The organism is Loktanella sp. F6476L, assembly GCF_023015725.1.
Classification (GTDB): domain Bacteria; phylum Pseudomonadota; class Alphaproteobacteria; order Rhodobacterales; family Rhodobacteraceae; genus Yoonia.
Genome location: NZ_JALKAR010000001.1, coordinates 974,615 through 992,346 on the forward strand (window position 1 = coordinate 974,615; position 17,732 = coordinate 992,346).

The 17,732-nt window shown below is 54.5% G+C and carries 18 protein-coding genes; 14 read left to right on the top strand and 4 right to left on the bottom strand.

What is annotated here, in order from left to right; genetic code table 11:
• Positions 1–41 precede the first annotated feature (41 nt).
• The 13 genes from pyrH to lpxB all read left to right on the top strand — a co-directional run bounded on the left by pyrH (position 42) and on the right by lpxB (position 12,204).
• Positions 42–767: a UMP kinase gene (gene pyrH / locus MWU61_RS04920; protein ID WP_247127124.1), complete on the top strand. Its 726-nt coding sequence runs from the start codon at positions 42–44 to the stop codon at positions 765–767.
• Between the two features lie 133 nt (positions 768–900).
• Entirely contained in the window at positions 901–1,464 is a 564-nt protein-coding gene (gene frr, locus MWU61_RS04925; protein ID WP_247127125.1) for a ribosome recycling factor, read from the top strand.
• Positions 1,465–1,514: 50 nt separating this feature from the next.
• Positions 1,515–2,243 carry a polyprenyl diphosphate synthase gene (gene uppS, locus MWU61_RS04930; protein WP_247127126.1) on the top strand — a complete coding sequence of 243 codons (729 nt, stop codon included), beginning with the start codon at positions 1,515–1,517 and terminating at the stop codon, positions 2,241–2,243.
• A 1-nt stretch (position 2,244) separates the two neighbouring features.
• Positions 2,245–3,051, top strand: coding sequence for a phosphatidate cytidylyltransferase (locus MWU61_RS04935; protein WP_247127220.1), 807 nt, complete (start codon positions 2,245–2,247; stop codon positions 3,049–3,051).
• Positions 3,048–4,217 carry a 1-deoxy-D-xylulose-5-phosphate reductoisomerase gene (gene dxr / locus MWU61_RS04940; protein WP_247127127.1) on the top strand — a complete coding sequence of 390 codons (1,170 nt, stop codon included), beginning with the start codon at positions 3,048–3,050 and terminating at the stop codon, positions 4,215–4,217. Before MWU61_RS04935 ends, dxr begins: the two co-directional genes overlap by 4 nt.
• A gap of 4 nt (positions 4,218–4,221) precedes the next feature.
• Complete coding sequence (gene rseP / locus MWU61_RS04945) at positions 4,222–5,556, top strand: RIP metalloprotease RseP (protein WP_247127128.1); 1,335 nt, start codon at positions 4,222–4,224, stop codon at positions 5,554–5,556.
• Between the two features lie 73 nt (positions 5,557–5,629).
• On the top strand, positions 5,630–5,755 hold the full coding sequence (locus tag MWU61_RS19730) for a hypothetical protein (RefSeq protein ID WP_281501939.1): 126 nt from the start codon (positions 5,630–5,632) through the stop codon (positions 5,753–5,755).
• A gap of 170 nt (positions 5,756–5,925) precedes the next feature.
• Positions 5,926–8,193: an outer membrane protein assembly factor BamA gene (gene bamA / locus MWU61_RS04950; protein ID WP_247127222.1), complete on the top strand. Its 2,268-nt coding sequence runs from the start codon at positions 5,926–5,928 to the stop codon at positions 8,191–8,193.
• Entirely contained in the window at positions 8,193–8,861 is a 669-nt protein-coding gene (locus MWU61_RS04955; protein WP_247127129.1) for an OmpH family outer membrane protein, read from the top strand. The genes bamA and MWU61_RS04955 overlap by 1 nt, the downstream gene beginning before the upstream one ends.
• Before the next feature lie 70 nt (positions 8,862–8,931).
• Complete coding sequence (fabZ, locus tag MWU61_RS04960; RefSeq protein WP_247127130.1) at positions 8,932–9,393, top strand: 3-hydroxyacyl-ACP dehydratase FabZ; 462 nt, start codon at positions 8,932–8,934, stop codon at positions 9,391–9,393.
• Positions 9,393–10,175, top strand: a complete 783-nt coding sequence (gene lpxA / locus MWU61_RS04965; protein ID WP_247127131.1) for an acyl-ACP--UDP-N-acetylglucosamine O-acyltransferase — start codon at positions 9,393–9,395, stop codon at positions 10,173–10,175. Before fabZ ends, lpxA begins: the two co-directional genes overlap by 1 nt.
• Positions 10,175–11,077, top strand: coding sequence for a UDP-2,3-diacylglucosamine diphosphatase LpxI (lpxI, locus tag MWU61_RS04970; protein ID WP_247127132.1), 903 nt, complete (start codon positions 10,175–10,177; stop codon positions 11,075–11,077). The genes lpxA and lpxI overlap by 1 nt, the downstream gene beginning before the upstream one ends.
• On the top strand, positions 11,074–12,204 hold the full coding sequence (gene lpxB, locus MWU61_RS04975) for a lipid-A-disaccharide synthase (RefSeq protein WP_247127133.1): 1,131 nt from the start codon (positions 11,074–11,076) through the stop codon (positions 12,202–12,204). Before lpxI ends, lpxB begins: the two co-directional genes overlap by 4 nt.
• Here the strand turns inward: lpxB and MWU61_RS04980 are convergent.
• From MWU61_RS04980 to MWU61_RS04990, 3 genes are all read right to left on the bottom strand, one after another.
• A complete protein-coding gene (locus MWU61_RS04980; protein ID WP_247127134.1) occupies positions 12,166–13,086 on the bottom strand; it encodes a DMT family transporter in 921 nt (306 codons plus the stop codon). The two genes, lpxB and MWU61_RS04980, sit on opposite strands and share 39 nt — an antisense overlap.
• A gap of 113 nt (positions 13,087–13,199) precedes the next feature.
• Positions 13,200–14,366, bottom strand: coding sequence for an outer membrane protein transport protein (locus MWU61_RS04985; RefSeq protein ID WP_247127135.1), 1,167 nt, complete (start codon positions 14,364–14,366; stop codon positions 13,200–13,202).
• Between the two features lie 111 nt (positions 14,367–14,477).
• Entirely contained in the window at positions 14,478–15,350 is an 873-nt protein-coding gene (locus tag MWU61_RS04990) for a DMT family transporter (protein WP_247127136.1), read from the bottom strand.
• A gap of 85 nt (positions 15,351–15,435) precedes the next feature.
• Here MWU61_RS04990 and MWU61_RS04995 point away from each other — a divergent pair, with 85 nt between their 5' ends.
• Positions 15,436–16,050 (top strand): neutral zinc metallopeptidase, encoded by a 615-nt coding sequence (locus MWU61_RS04995; RefSeq protein ID WP_247127137.1) that lies wholly within the window; start codon positions 15,436–15,438, stop codon positions 16,048–16,050.
• Positions 16,051–16,072: 22 nt separating this feature from the next.
• Here MWU61_RS04995 and guaA read toward each other — a convergent pair whose 3' ends face one another.
• Positions 16,073–17,632 (bottom strand): glutamine-hydrolyzing GMP synthase, encoded by a 1,560-nt coding sequence (gene guaA, locus MWU61_RS05000; protein WP_247127138.1) that lies wholly within the window; start codon positions 17,630–17,632, stop codon positions 16,073–16,075.
• Between the last annotated feature and the right edge of the window lie 100 nt (positions 17,633–17,732).

Consider the following 17,732-nt stretch of genomic DNA (forward strand, 5'->3'; position numbering starts at 1 on the left):
GCGAAGTTGGAAGACACGCATTGATCATAGGGGCACACATCATGGCGGACACCGAAAAAGCAACATACAAACGGGTGATGTTGAAGATCTCGGGCGAGGCTTTGATGGGCGACACCGCCTTTGGTCTGCATCCGCCAACAGTCCAGCGGATCGCTAAGGAAGTGAAAACTGTCCACGACATGGGCGTCGAAATTTGCATGGTGATCGGTGGCGGTAATATCTTCCGCGGACTTCAGGGCTCTGCCCAAGGGATGGAGCGCACCACTGCTGACTACATGGGGATGCTCGCCACTGTGATGAACGCGCTTGCGATGCAATCCGCCTTGGAAGAACTCAACATCCACACACGCGTCATTTCCGCGATCACGATGAACGAAGTGGCGGAACCCTACATCCGTCGCCGTGCCGTGCGCCACCTTGAAAAGAAACGTGTGTGTATCTTTGCAGCCGGAACGGGCAACCCGTACTTCACGACAGACACTGCGGCGACTTTGCGTGCCAATGAGATGAACTGCGAAGCGATCTTTAAGGGGACGAAGGTCGATGGCGTCTACGACAAAGATCCAGCCAAGCACGATGATGCAGAACGCTATGATAAAGTCAGCTATGACGAAGTTCTGCAAAAGCACCTTGGCGTGATGGACGCATCCGCAATCGCGCTTGCCCGCGACAACCACCTTCCGATTGTTGTTTTCAGCTTGGATGAACCGGGTGGCTTCCGCGGTATCCTTGCGGGAACGGGTACTTCGACGGTTGTGCACGACTAACGTGCAACTTTAGGCCAAATCTTGCGTAACTCTTATAGGGTGCTGATTGTTGCATCCTATACAGATGACGTTTTTTAACGTATAGCGACGGAAATCATGCGGGGCACAAGCCCCAGAAGTAAGAGCAGAACACATGTCAGACGATTTTGAACTTGATACCGACGACCTTGGCCGCCGTATGGATGGTGCAATTGCAAACTTGCGCGTCGAACTTGCGTCCTTGCGGACGGGCCGCGCGTCCGGTTCTATGTTGGAACCTGTTATGGTTGACGCATACGGGTCAATGACCCCAATCAACCAAGTCGGGACCGTGAACGTGCCTGAACCACGGATGGTGACGATCAACGTATGGGACAAGGGCCTTGTCGGCAAAGTCGAAAAAGCGATCCGCGAAAGCGGTTTGGGCATTAACCCGCAGCTGAACGGCACGATCATTATGTTGCCCATTCCTGAGCTGAACGAAGAACGTCGCCGCGAGCTGGGCAAGGTTGCTGGTGGCTATGCCGAAAACGCGCGCGTCTCTGTGCGGAACCTGCGTCGTGACGGTATGGACCAGATCAAGAAAGCCAAGGCCGACGGGATGTCCGAGGACGATCAGAAGTTCTGGGAACAAGAAGTCCAAGACTTAACTGATAAATACATCAAAATCGTTGATCAAACGGTTGAAAGTAAACAAGAAGAGATCATGCAGGTTTAAGTCGACTTTAGCTGATCCAAACCGAGCATTCACTGGAAGGAGGCCACAAGATGGCCAAAGACCTGAACCCCGAACACACCGGCCCCGGCCACGTTGCGATCATCATGGATGGCAACGGACGCTGGGCGCAACAGCGGAATCGCCCGCGCTTGTTCGGTCACCACGCAGGCGCAAAACGCGTCCGTGAAATCGTGAATGCTTGTCCAGACATCGGTGTCAAATACCTGACGATTTTTGCTTTTTCGACTGAGAACTGGAAACGGACCCAAACCGAAGTTTCGGGCCTCATGCGTCTGTTCCGTCGTTACATTGAACGCGAAGCGCGTGATTTGCTGGAAGAAGGCGTGCGCGTTCGTTTCATCGGTGACCGGATGAAGCTGGATGCAAAACTCGTGACTCTGATGGATAATCTCGAACTTCTCACGTCCAACAATGACCGTGTTCATTTGACGATTGCGCTGAACTATGGCGGTCGTGATGAAGTGACACGCGCCGCCAAAAAGATGGCTTTTGAGATCGAACAGGGTCGTTTGACGCATAAAGATGTTGATGCGGAAACCCTTGCGAAATTCCTCGATACGCAGTTCCTGCCTGATCCGGATCTGGTGATCCGTACAAGCGGTGAAGCACGGATTTCGAATTTCTTACTTTGGCAATCTGCTTACGCGGAATACGAATTTGTCGACACGCTTTGGCCGGACTTCTCTGCCGAGGAATTTGGTAATGTTGTGGGCAATTTTGGCAGCCGCGAACGCCGTTATGGCGCGGTTTCTGCCTAAGATGTCGGACGAAACGCCTGCCCAAGCGGCAAAATGGGATGATCTGACCGTTCGGATCACATCCGCTGTCATAATGACATTTGTCGGCGCGGTCGGCGTGATCCTCGGCGGGCATTGGTTCCAGATGATGGTCGTCTTTGTGACGGCTGTGATGGTCTGGGAACTGTGGATGATGATCCGACCCGAATCCGCAACCTCGGGCATGTTGTTGGCAGCATTGGTGGCTTCAGTGATGTCGGGCCAATTGCTGGACGAAACATGGATTGGTCTTGCATTGTTCCTCGTGGTCCCCAGCGTCGGCGCATTCTATTTGCGCAAGGAAAAGGTCACATTCTTCTTCTTCGCGCTCGGCATCCAAGTCGCAGGTTGGGGACTGGTTAGTTTTCGCAGCGATTACGGGTTCACTTGGATTTTATGGTTAATGACTGTCGTCATTGCGACGGACGTTTTTGGCTATTTCGCAGGCCGTACGCTCGGTGGGCCGAAGTTTTGGCCGTCGATTAGCCCCAAGAAAACATGGAGCGGGACATCCGCAGGTTGGATTGCCGCCGGTGTCGTCGGGTTCATTTTTACGCTGTTTACCAATGCCGGCTGGTCCATCGTTTGGATTTCGATGGTGCTCAGCTTTGCCAGCCAAATGGGTGATATCGCGGAAAGCGCGCTGAAGCGGCGGATGCGGGTTAAGGACAGTTCGGCCCTGATCCCAGGTCACGGTGGCCTGTTTGACCGGTTCGATGCATTGCTCGGTGCGGCGCTGTTTATGCTGTTGGTCGCTTACGTCTTCAATGTTCCCGGAGTGGCCTTTTGAAGACTGTCAGCGTTTTTGGAGCGACAGGATCGATTGGTCAAAATACGCTCGACCTGATTAAGCGCGATCCACAAGCATATGATGTTGTTGCCTTAACCGGTGGTAGCAATGTGACGCAACTGGCTGCAGATGCGATTGCGTTAAATGCAGATGTTGCAGTCATCGACGATCCGGATTGCTACGCCGAGCTGCAAAACCTTCTTTCGGGGACCAATGTCGAAGCCGCGTCTGGCAGTGCAGCAATCGTGGAAGCGGCCAAGCGGCCGTGCGATTGGACAATGTCTGCGATCGTCGGTGCAGCAGGCTTGGCCCCAGGTTGGGCTGCATTGGAACAAGGTAAAACGCTGGCGCTAGCGAACAAGGAATCGCTTGTGACCGCTGGCCCCATACTCATGGATCACGCGAACCAGCACGGGGCCACGGTGCTTCCCGTCGATAGTGAACATTCTGCCGTCTTTCAGGCGTTGATCGGTGAAGATATCGCAGCAGTCGAACGGATCATCATCACGGCGTCAGGCGGTGCATTCCGTGATTGGCCGCTCGAGGATTTGCCGAACGCATCCTTGGCCGAAGCATCAAACCACCCGAATTGGGACATGGGACAGCGGATTACGATCGACAGCGCGTCGATGTTTAACAAAGCGATGGAACTCATCGAAACCAAAGAGTTTTTCGGCGTCCGTCCTGATCAGATCGAAACGATTATCCATCCCGAAAGCTTGATCCATGCGCTTGTTGGTTTTGCCGACGGGGCGCTGATGGCGCATGTCGGTCCGCACGATATGCGGCACGCGATTGGGTTCGCGCTGAACTGGCCTGTGCGTAAAGATTTGCCCGTCCAACGTCTGGACCTTGCCGCAATAGGATCGCTCAATTTCAAAGCGCCCGAAGCTGCACGCTATCCCGCCTTGCAAATCGCGCGTGACGTGATGGACGAAGGCGGTCTTATGGGCGCTGCGTTTACGGCCGCCAAGGAACAAGCACTTGATAGTTTCATCGCGGGCGATATCGGTTTTATGGACATGGCGCCGGTTGTGGCTAAAACTTTGGACACCATGACGTCGCGCGACGGGCTGAAAAATGTCAAAATGACATTAGATACGGTCAATGAAATAGACCAACTTGCGCGCGTGCGTGCGATTGAGATCACAAAAACACTGAGGTAGACCTTTGGACCTGACACAAATCTTGCCTGCCCTTGGGGGTACGGCGTGGACATTGATCTTCTTTGTGATCGCCCTTTCGGTGATCGTCGCGATCCATGAATACGGTCATTACATCGTTGGGCGTTGGTCTGGTATCCACGCAGAGGTGTTCAGCCTCGGCTTTGGGCCTGTGATTTTTGCGCGTACGGATAAACACGGAACCGTTTGGCAAATCGCGGCCTTACCATTCGGCGGATACGTGAAATTTCTAGGCGATGCGAACGCGGCAAGTGTCGGGTCAGACGGCACAGTCTCGGAAGCTGATATGCGCCGGACAATGACGGGTGCACCCCTGTGGGCAAGGGCTGCGACGGTTGCCGCGGGTCCGATCTTTAACTTCATTCTCGCCATTGCCATCTTCGCTGGCTACTTGATGTGGCAAGGGGCGGACAAAACGCCGCTGACTTATGGGGCGGCCCCCGAATTGCCTGCGATCTATCAATCAGAGCTGCAACGCGGCGACGAGATTATCGCAATCGGTGGCATCCCAATGAACGACAACGATGCCTCAACGGGCACGTTGGATGACATTCCTGTATCGCCGACAGTTGATTATGACATCCGTCGGGATGGCGTGGACATGACGGTGCAAGGTCCGTTCCCGATTTTACCATTGGTAAGTGGCATTGCGCCACGGTCTGCCGCTGATGATGCAGGTGTGCGGATCGGCGATTTTATTCTTGCCGCAGACGGTGAACCCATCATTGCGTTCCGTGATCTTGTTGCGGCGAAGGATGCGGCAGGCGAAAAACCGCTGGAATTGACCGTCCTGCGTGGCGACGAAACGCTGACGTTGTCCATGGCTGCACGCGCGGTCGATCTGCCGTTGCCCGAAGGCGGGTTCGAACAACGGTTCTTGATCGGCATCAACGGTGGCATCTTCTTCGAAGCAGAACGCGATTCTGTCGGGCTGTGGACCGCTTTGAAATCCGGAACCCAGCAGTTGTGGTGGCGGATTACAACGTCGTTGTCAGGATTATGGCATCTTATGACGGGCGCAATTTCCAGCTGTAACTTGTCGGGACCCGTAGGGATCGCGCAAACGTCCGGTTCTATGGCACAGCAAGGGGCAGGGAGTTTTGTTCTCTTTATCGGCATTCTGTCCGCCGCCGTGGGTCTTTTGAACCTGTTCCCGATTCCCGTATTGGACGGCGGGCACCTTGTTTTCCATGCCTACGAGGCCGTCGCACGCCGGAAACCGTCCGAATTTGCATTGCGCGTACTGATGTCCGGTGGGCTGGCTATCATTGCGACACTGATGATCTTTGCATTGCTGAATGATCTGATCCTTTGCCCTTGATCGGTCACAGGGCTGCCCAGATGTTGCCTTAATTCGCGGTCACAGTGTGCTCAGCAATGCACAGGAGTGACCAATGCAGACGATTGCACAAGGCTACAAAAGCGTTTCCCTTCTTGTTGAACTCAACTGGGACCGTATTTTGACGACCGCGACAGTGATTGGATCACTGTATGCTGGAGCCTACATTATGCTTGGCTAATTCTTTCACCAAATGATGTGGACGATGATCGAACGCACCCCAACGGGTGCGTTTTGTGCTTTTGACAACCCTGTTCGGACAGGGTACGCCTTCGGGCAATAAACACAGTCAAAGCGGACGATCGAATGCACCTCAAATCGCGGTATGCCTCTGGGCGTTTTAACTCACTTATGCGGACTGTCGCGATTGTTGGTTTAGTTGGGGCATTCAGTGGCGTAGCTGATCCGGCTCTTGCGCAAAACTTTGCATTCAATGCTGTGACAATCAGCGGCAACCAGCGGGTTGCCGACGGAACCATTCTGACTTTTGCGGGAATCGCGCGGGGCGAACAGGTGACTGCGGCGACAGTGAACGATGCCAGCCAACGTATTCGCGAATCTGGCCTGTTTTCAGAAGTAAATGTGCGCACGCAGGGCAACACGCTTGTTATTGACGTCGTTGAATTCCCGACGGTCAACCGCATCAACATCGAAGGCAACAGCCAAGTCCGCGATGCGCAGCTGCTTGAGGTGGTCCGGTCCGAACCTCGTCGCGTCTATACGCCGACCCAAGCCGAAGCCGACACCGCTGCTATTACCGAAGTGTATGCAAGCCTAGGTCGGATCAATGCCGTGGTGACACCGCGCATCATTCCGCTGTCCGATAACCGCGTTGATTTGGTGTTCGAAGTGGTCGAGGCTGGCCTGACGGAAGTCGAACGCATTTCTTTTGTGGGTAACCGGACTTATTCTGAAGGCCGTTTGCGCCGTGTGCTTGAAACGAAACAGGCGGGTATCCTGCGCAGCGTGATTTCACGCGACACTTTTGCGGCCGACCGGATTGCGGTTGATCGTCGTGTTCTTACTGATTTCTACCAATCGCGCGGTTACGCAGATTTCCGGGTCCAGAACGTGGATGTGGCCCTGACGCGTGAACGCGACGCCTATCTGGTGACGTTCAACGTCCAAGAAGGGCAGCAGTTCAAATTTGGTGACGTGACCGTCAGCAGCGCGATCCCTGAAGCCGATGCCGCCGTTTTCCGAAATGCACTGAAAACGCGGTCTGGTGCCACTTATTCCCCAGAAATGCTTGACAGTGATATTTCGCGGTTAGAGCTTTTGGCGACGCGCATGGGTATCAATTTCTTGCAGGTTGAACCGCGCATTACGCGTGATGACCGCAATCTGCGCCTAAACGTCGAATTCGCGCTTGTGCGTGGGGAACGCATCTTTGTCGAACGCATCGACATCGAAGGAAACTCTACCACGTTAGATCGCGTCATCCGGAACCAGTTCCGTGTGGTCGAAGGCGATCCGTTTAACCCGCGTGAAGTCCGCGAGTCCGCAGAACGTATCCGCGCCTTGGGTTTCTTCCAGAACGCTGCCGTGAATGCGCGCGAAGGGTCTTCTGCCAATCAGGTGATCGTAGACGTTGATGTTGAGGAAGGGCCGACAGGTTCGTTGTCCTTTGGTGCGAACTTTAACACGGACGTGGGTCTGGGCCTTTTGGCCAGCTACAAGCAGCAAAACTTCCTCGGTCGCGGTCAGCGATTGGATTTCCAAATTTCGACAGCTGAGACAAACCGCGTCTTCAACTTTGATTTCTCTGAACCAAACTTCTTGGGGCGCGATCTGCGTGCCGGTATCGGGATCGACTACCAAACGACCGACAACGAAAACGCAAACTTCGATACGGAACGGTTCACGCTAAGACCATCGTTGAACTTCCCGGTCAGTGACAATGGTCGTCTGACAACATTCTATGCGTTCAGCTACGAGGATTTGACGGACGTGTCTGATACCGTCAGTCAGGTCATCCAAGAAGAGGCGGCTTCTGGTGCCATCTCTACAAATTCCTTGGGTTACACATACAGCTACGACAGCCGCCGCGGCGGGATCGATCCGCTGACAAGTTTCGTGTTCCGCTTTGGTCAGGAATTCGGGATTGGCGACGCGGATTATATCCAGACGACTGCACTGGCTGCTGTGGAGACAAAGGTTCTAAGCGAAGAACTGACTCTGCGGGCCACGATCGAAGGCGGCAGCTTGGACTACGCAAACAACAACAGCCGCGTGACCGACCGTTTCTTCCTTGGGTCGCGTTTGATGCGTGGTTTTGATGCCGGTGGTATCGGCCCACGTGACGCGGATACCGGTGACGCATTGGGCGGAAACAAATTCGCGGTCGCGCGTCTTGAAGCGGAATTCCCGCTTGGTTTGCCAGAAGAATACGGAATCTCAGGCGGTCTGTTCGTCGATCACGGGTCAGTCTGGGACGTTGGCAATACCTTTGACGCTGATGTTCTGTACAACGATTACACGGCGCGGACAGTTGTTGGTGCGACGATCTTCTGGACAACGCCAATCGGTCCTCTGCGCTTCAACTTTACAGAAGCCCTTGATGCACAATCCGAAGACGAGACGAAATCGTTCGACGTGACAATTTCGACAAACTTCTAATGCTGCGATTTGCGCGTATCTGCTCTTTCACCATCGCGGCGTTCCTTGGTTCACCTGCGATGGCTCAAGATCAGACGGTCGTCTTGCCTTCGCCCATCATGGTCGTCGACTTTGAACGCATTTTTGTTGAAACGCTGTATGGTCAGCGGATTTCTGAAATGGTGTCTGAAGAACGGGCGCGTGTACAGGCCGACAACGATCGTATCGCCGCCGAACTTCTGGCCGAAGAAACAGCGCTGACCGAAGCGCGCGCCACAATGAACCCTGCCACGTTCCGCGATGAAGCGCGGGCGTTCAACGAACGCGCACAAGCGGTCCGTATGGACCGTGAGGCCGAACAAGCCAAGTTGGTCCAATTGCGCGATACGGAACGGTCGCAGTTTCTTGAACGGATTCGCCCGATCATTTTGGCACTGATGTTGGAACGCGGGGCTGTGGTGTCCATGGATCGCCGCGCCGTCATTCAAGCAATCGGCAGCGCAAATGCGACCGAAGATGCGGTAAGCTTGATTGATACGACCCTCGGTGATGGTTCTCGCGACCCCAGCGAACGTCCTACCTTGCGACCGATCGGCGATACAGATGGCTTGCCAGAGGTTGCGCCGATTATCGCTGATGACGCTCTAGAGCTGCCATTGCCGCAAGACGACTTGCCGCAATCTGAGTGACTAGGTAAACAAGTCTAAAGCAGTGGGTGGTGCAAGTCGTGCGGCCCCGAAGACCAAGAAAGAAATCCCGATGTCCGAGACACCAACATTCGCCGATATTCACCTGATTCAGGCTATTCTACCGCACCGGTATCCGTTCTTGTTGGTTGATAAGGTGCGTGACATCGACGGGACGTCTTCTGCTGTGGGCATCAAGAACGTCACGATGAACGAGCCGCATTTTCAGGGTCATTTTCCGGGCACACCGATTATGCCTGGTGTGACGATTGTTGAGGCGATGGCGCAGACTGCCGCCGTGATGGTCGGCACGACCATGGGCCTGACCGAAGGCAATTTGCTGGTGTACTTCATGGGAATCGATGGTTGTAAGTTCCGCCGCAAGGTTATTCCCGGCGATATTCTTGAAATGAAGATCGAAACAACACGCGGCAAAGCAGGCGGCAAAGTCTGGAAATTCAAAGGCGTGGCAACTGTTGATGGTGAAATGGCAGCTGAGGCTGAATTTACCGCGATGATGGACATGCAAGGCTAATGGCCCGTATTCATCCCAGTGCTGTGATCGCCGAAAGTGCCAGCATTGGGCCTGATTGCATCATTGGACCGTTTTGCGTCGTCGGACCCGACGTTGTGCTTGGGCGCGGTGTCACGTTGAATAGCCATGTTGTTGTCGATGGTGATACGCATATTGGCGATGAAACTACGGTGTTTTCGTTTGCTGTACTTGGTGAGATCCCACAGGATTTAAAGTTCGACGGCGAAAAGACGAAACTGCGCATTGGGGCACGGAACCGTATTCGCGAACATGTCACCATGAACACTGGCACCACCGGTGGCGGTGGGATGACGCAAGTGGGTGATGACAACCTATTTATGGCGGGCTGCCACGTCGCGCATGACGCGCATATTGGAAACCGTGTCATCGTGGTGAATAACAGCGCGATCGCAGGTCACTGCGTGCTCGAAGACGATGTGATTGTCGGCGGGCTTTGTGGCGTTCACCAGTTTGTCCGGATCGGAAAAGGTGCGATTATCGGCGCTTTGTCGATGGTCACGTCAGACGTTATCCCGCATGGGCTTGTGATGGGACAGCGCGGCGAATTGGATGGGTTGAACCTTGTTGGCCTGAAACGCAAAGGCGTGGCACGTGGCGACATCACGGCTTTGCGCGCGGCGTTCCAGATGCTCAAAGATGGTGAAGGCACGTTCCACGATCGCGCCGAAAAGCTGCAAGAGGAAAGCGACAGCGCTTTTGTGCAGGATATGGTCCGCTTTATCCTTGGCACTAGCGACCGTGGTTTTCTGACGCCGAAGTAATGATTGCGTTGATTGCAGGAACGGGCGATTTGCCGGCTGCGATTTTGCATCGCGTACAGAACCCTGTCGTGGTCTGTGCATTGGCAGGATTCACCCCAAACATCGACGTCGATATATCGTTTCGTATTGAACGCTTAGGGAGCTTTCTTCAGGCTTTGCATGAGCGTGGTGTGACGGAAATTTGCATGGCAGGCGCGATCAAGAGGCCACCTGTTGATCCAGCTGCCATAGATGCCGCGACTATGCCATTGGTGCCACGTATTCAGGCAGCAATTGCAAAAGGCGATGACGGTGCATTGCGCGAAGTCATTGCGATCTTCGAAGAACATGGTTTCGCGATTGTCGCCGCACATGACATTGCACCTGATCTGTTGCCGCCTGAAGGCGTTCCCACGCAGGTTCAGCCGTCTGACTGGCACAAAGCCGACGCAATGGTCGGTCAGGCGACTGTCGCGACCATGGGCCAAGGGGACATCGGACAAGCCTGCGTCATTCGGAAGGGGCAAGTCGCGGCAAAAGAAGTCGCCGATGGCACAGATGCGATGCTGGCCAAATTTCATGAAGAATACCGTGACGGTGAAGAACCCAATGGCTTGATTGCCGAACTCTCTGATTTTGTCGGGGACGCGCTTAAGCCCATATTGGACAAGATAAAAGACACGCCCCCCGAAGCCGTGACGGCCGACGATGGAATCCTTTTCAAAGCTCCGAAACCAGACCAAGATCGGCGTGCCGATTTGCCCGTGATTGGTTTCGAAACCGTAAAAGGCGCAGCAGAAGCAGGACTTGCAGGGATCGTGATCGAAGCGGGCGGTGTCATGGTGCTTGATCTGCCAAGTGTTGTGGAAACGCTCGATCTACATGGCATGTTTCTTTGGGTGCGTCCCAAGGGGGCGGTATGAAGGTCTTTATCATCGCGGGCGAGGTATCTGGCGATAAGTTAGGTGGCGCGTTGATGGCGGGCTTGCACAGCTTGACCGATGTCCGGTTCGACGGGGTTGGTGGTGACTTGATGCAAGCGCAAGGCTTGCAAAGCCGTTTCGCGATGGAAGAGCTCAGCGTTATGGGCTTGGCCGAAATACTACCTAAATACAAAGCCTTAAAAGCACGTGTTCATCAAATGGCGCAGGCCGTGATCGACACGAAACCCGATGTCCTGATCACGATCGACAGCCCTGATTTTTGCCTGCGCGTGGCAAAGCTTGTGAAAGCTGCGACAAACATTCCCACAATCCATTACGTGGCACCGACCGTGTGGGCGTGGCGGTCAGGCCGTGCGGCAAAAATGGCCCATCACATTGATCATGTCCTCGCACTATTCCCATTTGAACCGCCGCTGATGCAAGCCGCTGGCATGACTTGCGACTTTGTTGGGCATCCGGTTGTGGCGGAACAAATTGCCACTGATGCCGAAGCGCGTGCATTTCGCGACAAACACGATGTCACCGGACCGTTGATCCTTGCATTGCCGGGGTCGCGGAAGGGCGAAGTGACACGCCTCGCCGAACGCTTCGGCGAAACATTGGGGCAGGTGGCGCAAGCCCATCCCGACGCGACAGTTGTGGTCCCTTGTGCGGCCCCTGTAACGACATTGGTGCGAGAACTGACGCACAGCTGGCCAGTGACCACGCTTTTGATCCCAGCCCAAGCGACAGCGACGAAACGTGCTGCATTTCGGGCGGCAGACGTCGCATTGGCGGCATCCGGCACCGTATCGTTAGAACTGGCGGCCAATCAGACGCCTATGGTCATCGGTTACGACATGGCGTGGTTATCGCGGATTATTATCGGGCGGATGCTGAAGGTCGACACGGTCACATTGGTCAACTTGGTGTCTGACACGCGGGTCGTGCCAGAGTTTGTTGGCAAAGCGTGTCAGCCAGATCAGATGGCGGCGGCGCTTTTGAAAGTACTTGATGACCCGTCCGCACAGCTAGATGCCATGCAGCTAACAATGAAACGGCTAGGGCAAGGCGGCGAAGCCCCCGGACTACGGGCAGCTCGTTCGGTCCTTGCGGCGTTGCAATAGACGACCATCTAGAATGATCAGGCCTGCAGCCAGAATTGCAAAGCCAAAATAAGATCTTATAGGCAGTTCTTCACCTAGAACTATAGCACCTAGAATGATGGCAACTGGGGCTACCAATAACGTACAAAGCATCAGGTTGCCGGCGCCGGCCATCTTCAACACCCTGTAATACAAAAGGTATGCCAGTGCCGTGGCGATCAAGGCGTAGTACCCGATTGCAGCCCAAGTGACAGGTTGCAGGTCAAAACGGATCGGCCCTTCGTAGATCAACGCTAGCGGCAATATGATGACGCTCGATCCCGTTAACATGCCTGCGGCCGCTACATGGGGTGATAGCCCAACCAACCGTTTCTTGGCCCAAACACCGGCTAGGGCATAACTGATCGTGCCGCCGATGACCGCAAGCTGGCCGAGCGACCGAAGGTCAAACGACAAAAAGGCATCCAAGCCGATCGCAGTTGCGACGCCAAAGAAGCCAACAGTCACGCCGATCCCCCGTCTGAGGGTTAGTTTCTCATCTGAAAAGAACATAGACGCCGCAAGCACTCCAAAAACGGCTGTCGCGGCATTCAGGATCGACGCTAGTCCCGTTTCGATATGCAGCTGACCCCAAGCCATCAATGAAAACGGGATCACATTGTTCAACAGCCCCATAATCAGGAACGCAAACCAAACGCGTGGATCCCGAGGAACTGCAAATCCTTTGAAATAGACAACAATCCATAGGACGAGCATTGCCCAAACTGTGCGGTGCGCCACGGCAGTCAAAGGGCCTATTTCATCAAGCGCGATGCGGATGGAAAGAAACGATGCGCCCCAGATAAGCGACAGCAGACAAAGTTCGATCCAGGCGCGTGCGGACATGGTTTGTTGTTTGATCATGCCAACATATGGGAAGCGCGGGTCTTTCTACGCAACCCGAAAGATGCGGAACGCCCACGAAAAAGCCCCGCCGCGTGATGCGACGGGGCTATTGTTTGTAATCGTCGGTGTTCTTAGAACTGATAGCCGACTGTCAGACCAACCGCGATTGCAGAGTTGTCAGCGAATTCAACACCGGATGCGTCCGTCGCGTCACCCAATTTGACATACTCAAGACCGCCAGTGAATTTGACGTTGTTGTACGTGTACGACCCACCGAAACCAAATGCGGTTGAACCGTCAGTTGGTGACAATCGGGAGGCTTCACCGCCGTTGCCGTCTTCGTATGTGACGCGTGCAAATACCGACAGATCATCATTGATCTTACGACCAACACCCAAACGCAGTGTTGTCACGTCGTCGTCGATACCAGTAACGCGACCGCCACCAGTCAATGCTTCGTAACCATTCGGGCGTACTTCCCAAACAGACCATTCAGCCCAACGGATCGAACCGAAGACCAATGTGTCGGCAGCAACGCCGGATTGGAAATCAAGTGTCACAGATTGCGGCATCTCGATTTCGAAATCAGATGTACCGCTGACAGTTGGCACGGCTGGAACGGATTCTGTTCCAGCGAATGTGTGCGTGTAACCTGTTTCATATGTCAGTGCGACGCGCAGTGCGATTTCTGGACGCTCATATGCAGCACCAACAATATAGCTTGTTTCACGGTTCGCATCTGTTTCAGCAGTATAACCGAGTGTGCCAGCTGGGGCCCCAGCAGCCAAAGCGCCCGCTTGTGCATTACCGGCAGCAGCAGCAGCGGCAAGACCACCACGGACCAATGCATCTGGAATTGCGATGTTAGCTTCGGATTCGACGCTGCGAACACCCCCGTAGACGGAGATATTTGGCGTTGCCTGATACTTCAGAACCAAAGCAACTTGGTTACTATCCCAATCGGCACCCAGGCCAGTATATGCGCCAGCTGTGTAGTCTGCGTTTGCACCATATGGCTGGTTCAAGAACAGGCCCACATCGAACTGCTCATTGAGTTCATATTTCAGCGCCACACCAAGGTTGGTGTAGTCTTCAGACATGTTGTCCGTGGAACCGCCGCCCAAAGTGGCAGGGTAATCCCCAGATACGTCTGGACGTACTGATGAGAATGACAAAGCAACGTAGTTACCTTCCTCAAACAATACTGAATAGTTGTTGCCGCCGCGCTCGATACCACCGGCAGTTGCTGCTGTGGTTGTCAGCATCAAAGCCGCTGTCAATTTAAGTGTATTCTTCATGTCTCCATCCCTGTCATGAAAGTGTCTCCCTAGGTCAGCCTAGGGACGTAATGCCGCATGCGTCAATTAATGACGCCGCGTCAGAGGTTTGCCTAGATGGAAACGGTGCAATTAGGCACTAGCTGCCCGATTTCGATTTTGTAGCGTGATATTCATGTAGTTCGCGCCAAAAATGATGATCGCGCCGACAAAAACCCAGATATCGATGGTTTCACGATACAGAACCATGCCCACAATCGCGATCGTGGGCAGCCGCGCGAAATCGATTGGCATGACGATGTTTGCGGGCGCGAGCGATAGGGCCGTTGTCAGGCAGAAGTGCGCCAAAAGCCCTGCGCAGCCTATCCCAACGACCCAAAAGACAGCGATTCCTGTCGGGATTGCGATGTCTCCATCGAAGCCCGCGCTGATCAGGCCAAACACCAATTGTGTGACCGTCAGGTAAAACAGAATTGTCGCAATGGTTTCGGTTCGGGTCAGCTTTCGCGTGAGGATCGCTGTCAGCGCAAATGCAATCGCGCAACTTGCGGCGGCCACCAAACCTGGACTTATTTCCGTTGGGTCGGGGCGGGCGACGATCAGAACGCCAATAAAACCTAATACCGCTGCAGCGATCCCAACGCGTGTGATTCGTTCGCCGAGAAGAAGCGGCGACAAGAGAATCACCCAGATTGGTGTGGTGAATTCAAAGGCGAAAACTTGGGCCAGCGGCAGGACTGTGATGGCATAGAACCACAAGTTTTGTCCGGTAAAATGGGCGAGGTTCCGAATGCCGTGCAGCTTCCAGTTTTTGGTTGTAATGTTTGACCAAGCGCCCGTTGCCGTGATCACGACGAACATAATGCACAGTCCGGTCAGGCTGCGGAAGAACATGATTTCAAACGTGTCCAAGCTATTGCTGACTTCACGGCCAGCGACGGCCATCAAAGTGAACGACACGATGGACCCGATCATCCAAAATGCGGCGCGAAGCGTGGGTGACATGTCTGAGAATCCTTCACACGACTGCGTGGACCTTTGTCCCCGAACACCGCTACGGTATCTCAAGTAAAGCAAAAGGAAACGTCAGATGTTGCGATGGTTGCTACCAATTTTGATGTTCGGAACTGCCGCGTCGGCGGATGCCGTCGATGACGTGATGCAGGCTGCAGCGAATGCCTTTGACCGGATGCCGCGGTTAGAACGTGTCGCGCGCATTGAAGGCGCATGTGGCGCAGACAGTGACGTGAACCAAGACGTCGCATATTGCGCAACCCGCAACGTTGTTTTGCTGAGCGAAGCCGCAGCGTCGCGGCCGGAAGCGCCATATTTAGTCGCCCACGTAATAGGGCACGCGGTACAGGTCCAGCACGGGATCGCAGACATAGCGCTTCGCGAGATCAGAGCGCGCCGCGCCGAAGAACCGACCCTTCGGGGGTATGTTGCTAGTCAGGTCGAATGTATCGCTGGTTTTTTGATGGCGCGGGCAGGGCAACAAGGTGCCTCTTTGACCGATTGGTTTAACGCGGAACCTTTCACCGGCACCCACTGGGGGCGTGATCCGCTGCGTGTCGGGCCGCAGGTGTCGATTGGATTGGACGGTCGCAACGCGCGGTTTATGCGGGGCCAAGCGGCCGCAACTTTGCAGGATTGTGCAGCCGGTGAATTCGGCGCAGAGCTGTTGCTCCGCGCCTATAAAGGATGAATATCAGACTGTAAGTGCTTGATTATTCCCACTCAATCGTTCCCGGAGGCTTCGATGTGATGTCGTAAGTCACACGGTTGATGCCTTGGACTTCATTGATGATCCGCGTTGCGGTTTCACCCAAGAACTCGTGGCTGAACGGATAGTAATCGGCTGTCATTCCATCCACCGATGTCACAGCACGAAGCGCGCAGGCGAAATCATAAGTCCGGCCATCACCCATCACACCAACGGTACGCACAGGCAGGATCGCGACAAACGCCTGCCAGATATCGTCGTACAACCCGTGCTTGCGGATTTGGTCGATATAAACCGCATCGGCCTTGCGGAGAATTTCCAGCTTCTCGCGGGTAATCTCACCGGGACAACGGATCGCAAGACCCGGTCCGGGGAACGGGTGGCGACCGATGAACGACGCAGGTAAACCAAGCTCGCGACCTAGCGCACGCACTTCGTCTTTGAACAATTCGCGCAGTGGTTCGACCAGTTTCAGGCCCATTTTCTCGGGCAGGCCGCCAACGTTGTGGTGGCTCTTGATGGTAACTGATGGGCCACCAGAAAACGAAACGGATTCAATCACATCTGGGTACAATGTACCCTGCGCGAGGAACTCCGCGCCTTCGATACCATTTGCGTACTTCTGGAATACGTCGATGAACAGCTTGCCGATAATCTTGCGCTTGGTTTCGGGGTCTGATTGACCGTCAAGCTCGCCCAAGAACAATTCCTGCTCGTCGGCATGGATCAACGGCATGTTATAATGGTCGCGGAACATGGTGACGACTTCTTCAGCCTCACCTTGGCGTAGCAATCCGTGGTCAACGAACACACAGGTCAATTGATCACCGATCGCTTCGTGGATCAATACGGCAGCCACAGACGAATCGACGCCACCGGACAAACCGCAGATCACCTGCTTGTCGCCAACCTGTTCGCGGATCGCGGCGATAGCCTGTTCGCGGTACGCGCCCATCGTCCAATCGCCGGTGAAGCCTGCAATGCGGACGAAGTTTTCGTACAACTTTGCACCGTTCGGTGTGTGGTGAACTTCAGGGTGGAACTGGACCGCATAGAAATTGCGGGCCACATCTGCGGTCACCGCGAACGGTGCATTTGGCGACGTGCCATAAACCGCAAATCCAGGCGCAATTTCAGAGACATGATCGCCATGGCTCATCCAAACTTGTTCTTTGTCGGCTGCGAACCAACCCTCCAACAACGATAGTTTACCTTTCGGCGTCACAAACGCGCGTCCGAATTCGGCCGTGCCATGACCGCTTTCGACTTTGCCGCCCAATTGCGTCATCATCGTCTGCTGACCGTAACAAATCCCAAGAACAGGCAGACCCATACCCCAAAGGCTTTCGGGTGCGCGTGGCGACCCTTCGCGGGTTACGCTATCGGGACCGCCAGACAGGATCACGGCCTTTGGCCCGAATGCGGCCAAAAACGCATCGTCGACGTTCTGGTAAGGGTGGATTTCGCAGTAGACATTCAGCTCGCGCAGGCGGCGGGCAATCAGCTGGGTGACTTGGCTACCGAAATCAATGATCAGCAGGCGTTCATGATGCATATTTTCCATGATCGTCTCGTAAAACCACGCGGGCATTTGCGCAAGGGGCAGTGTGGAAACCCTGACTAACGACCAAAGTATTTTCGGGTATGATTGCGCCATCGGAGGA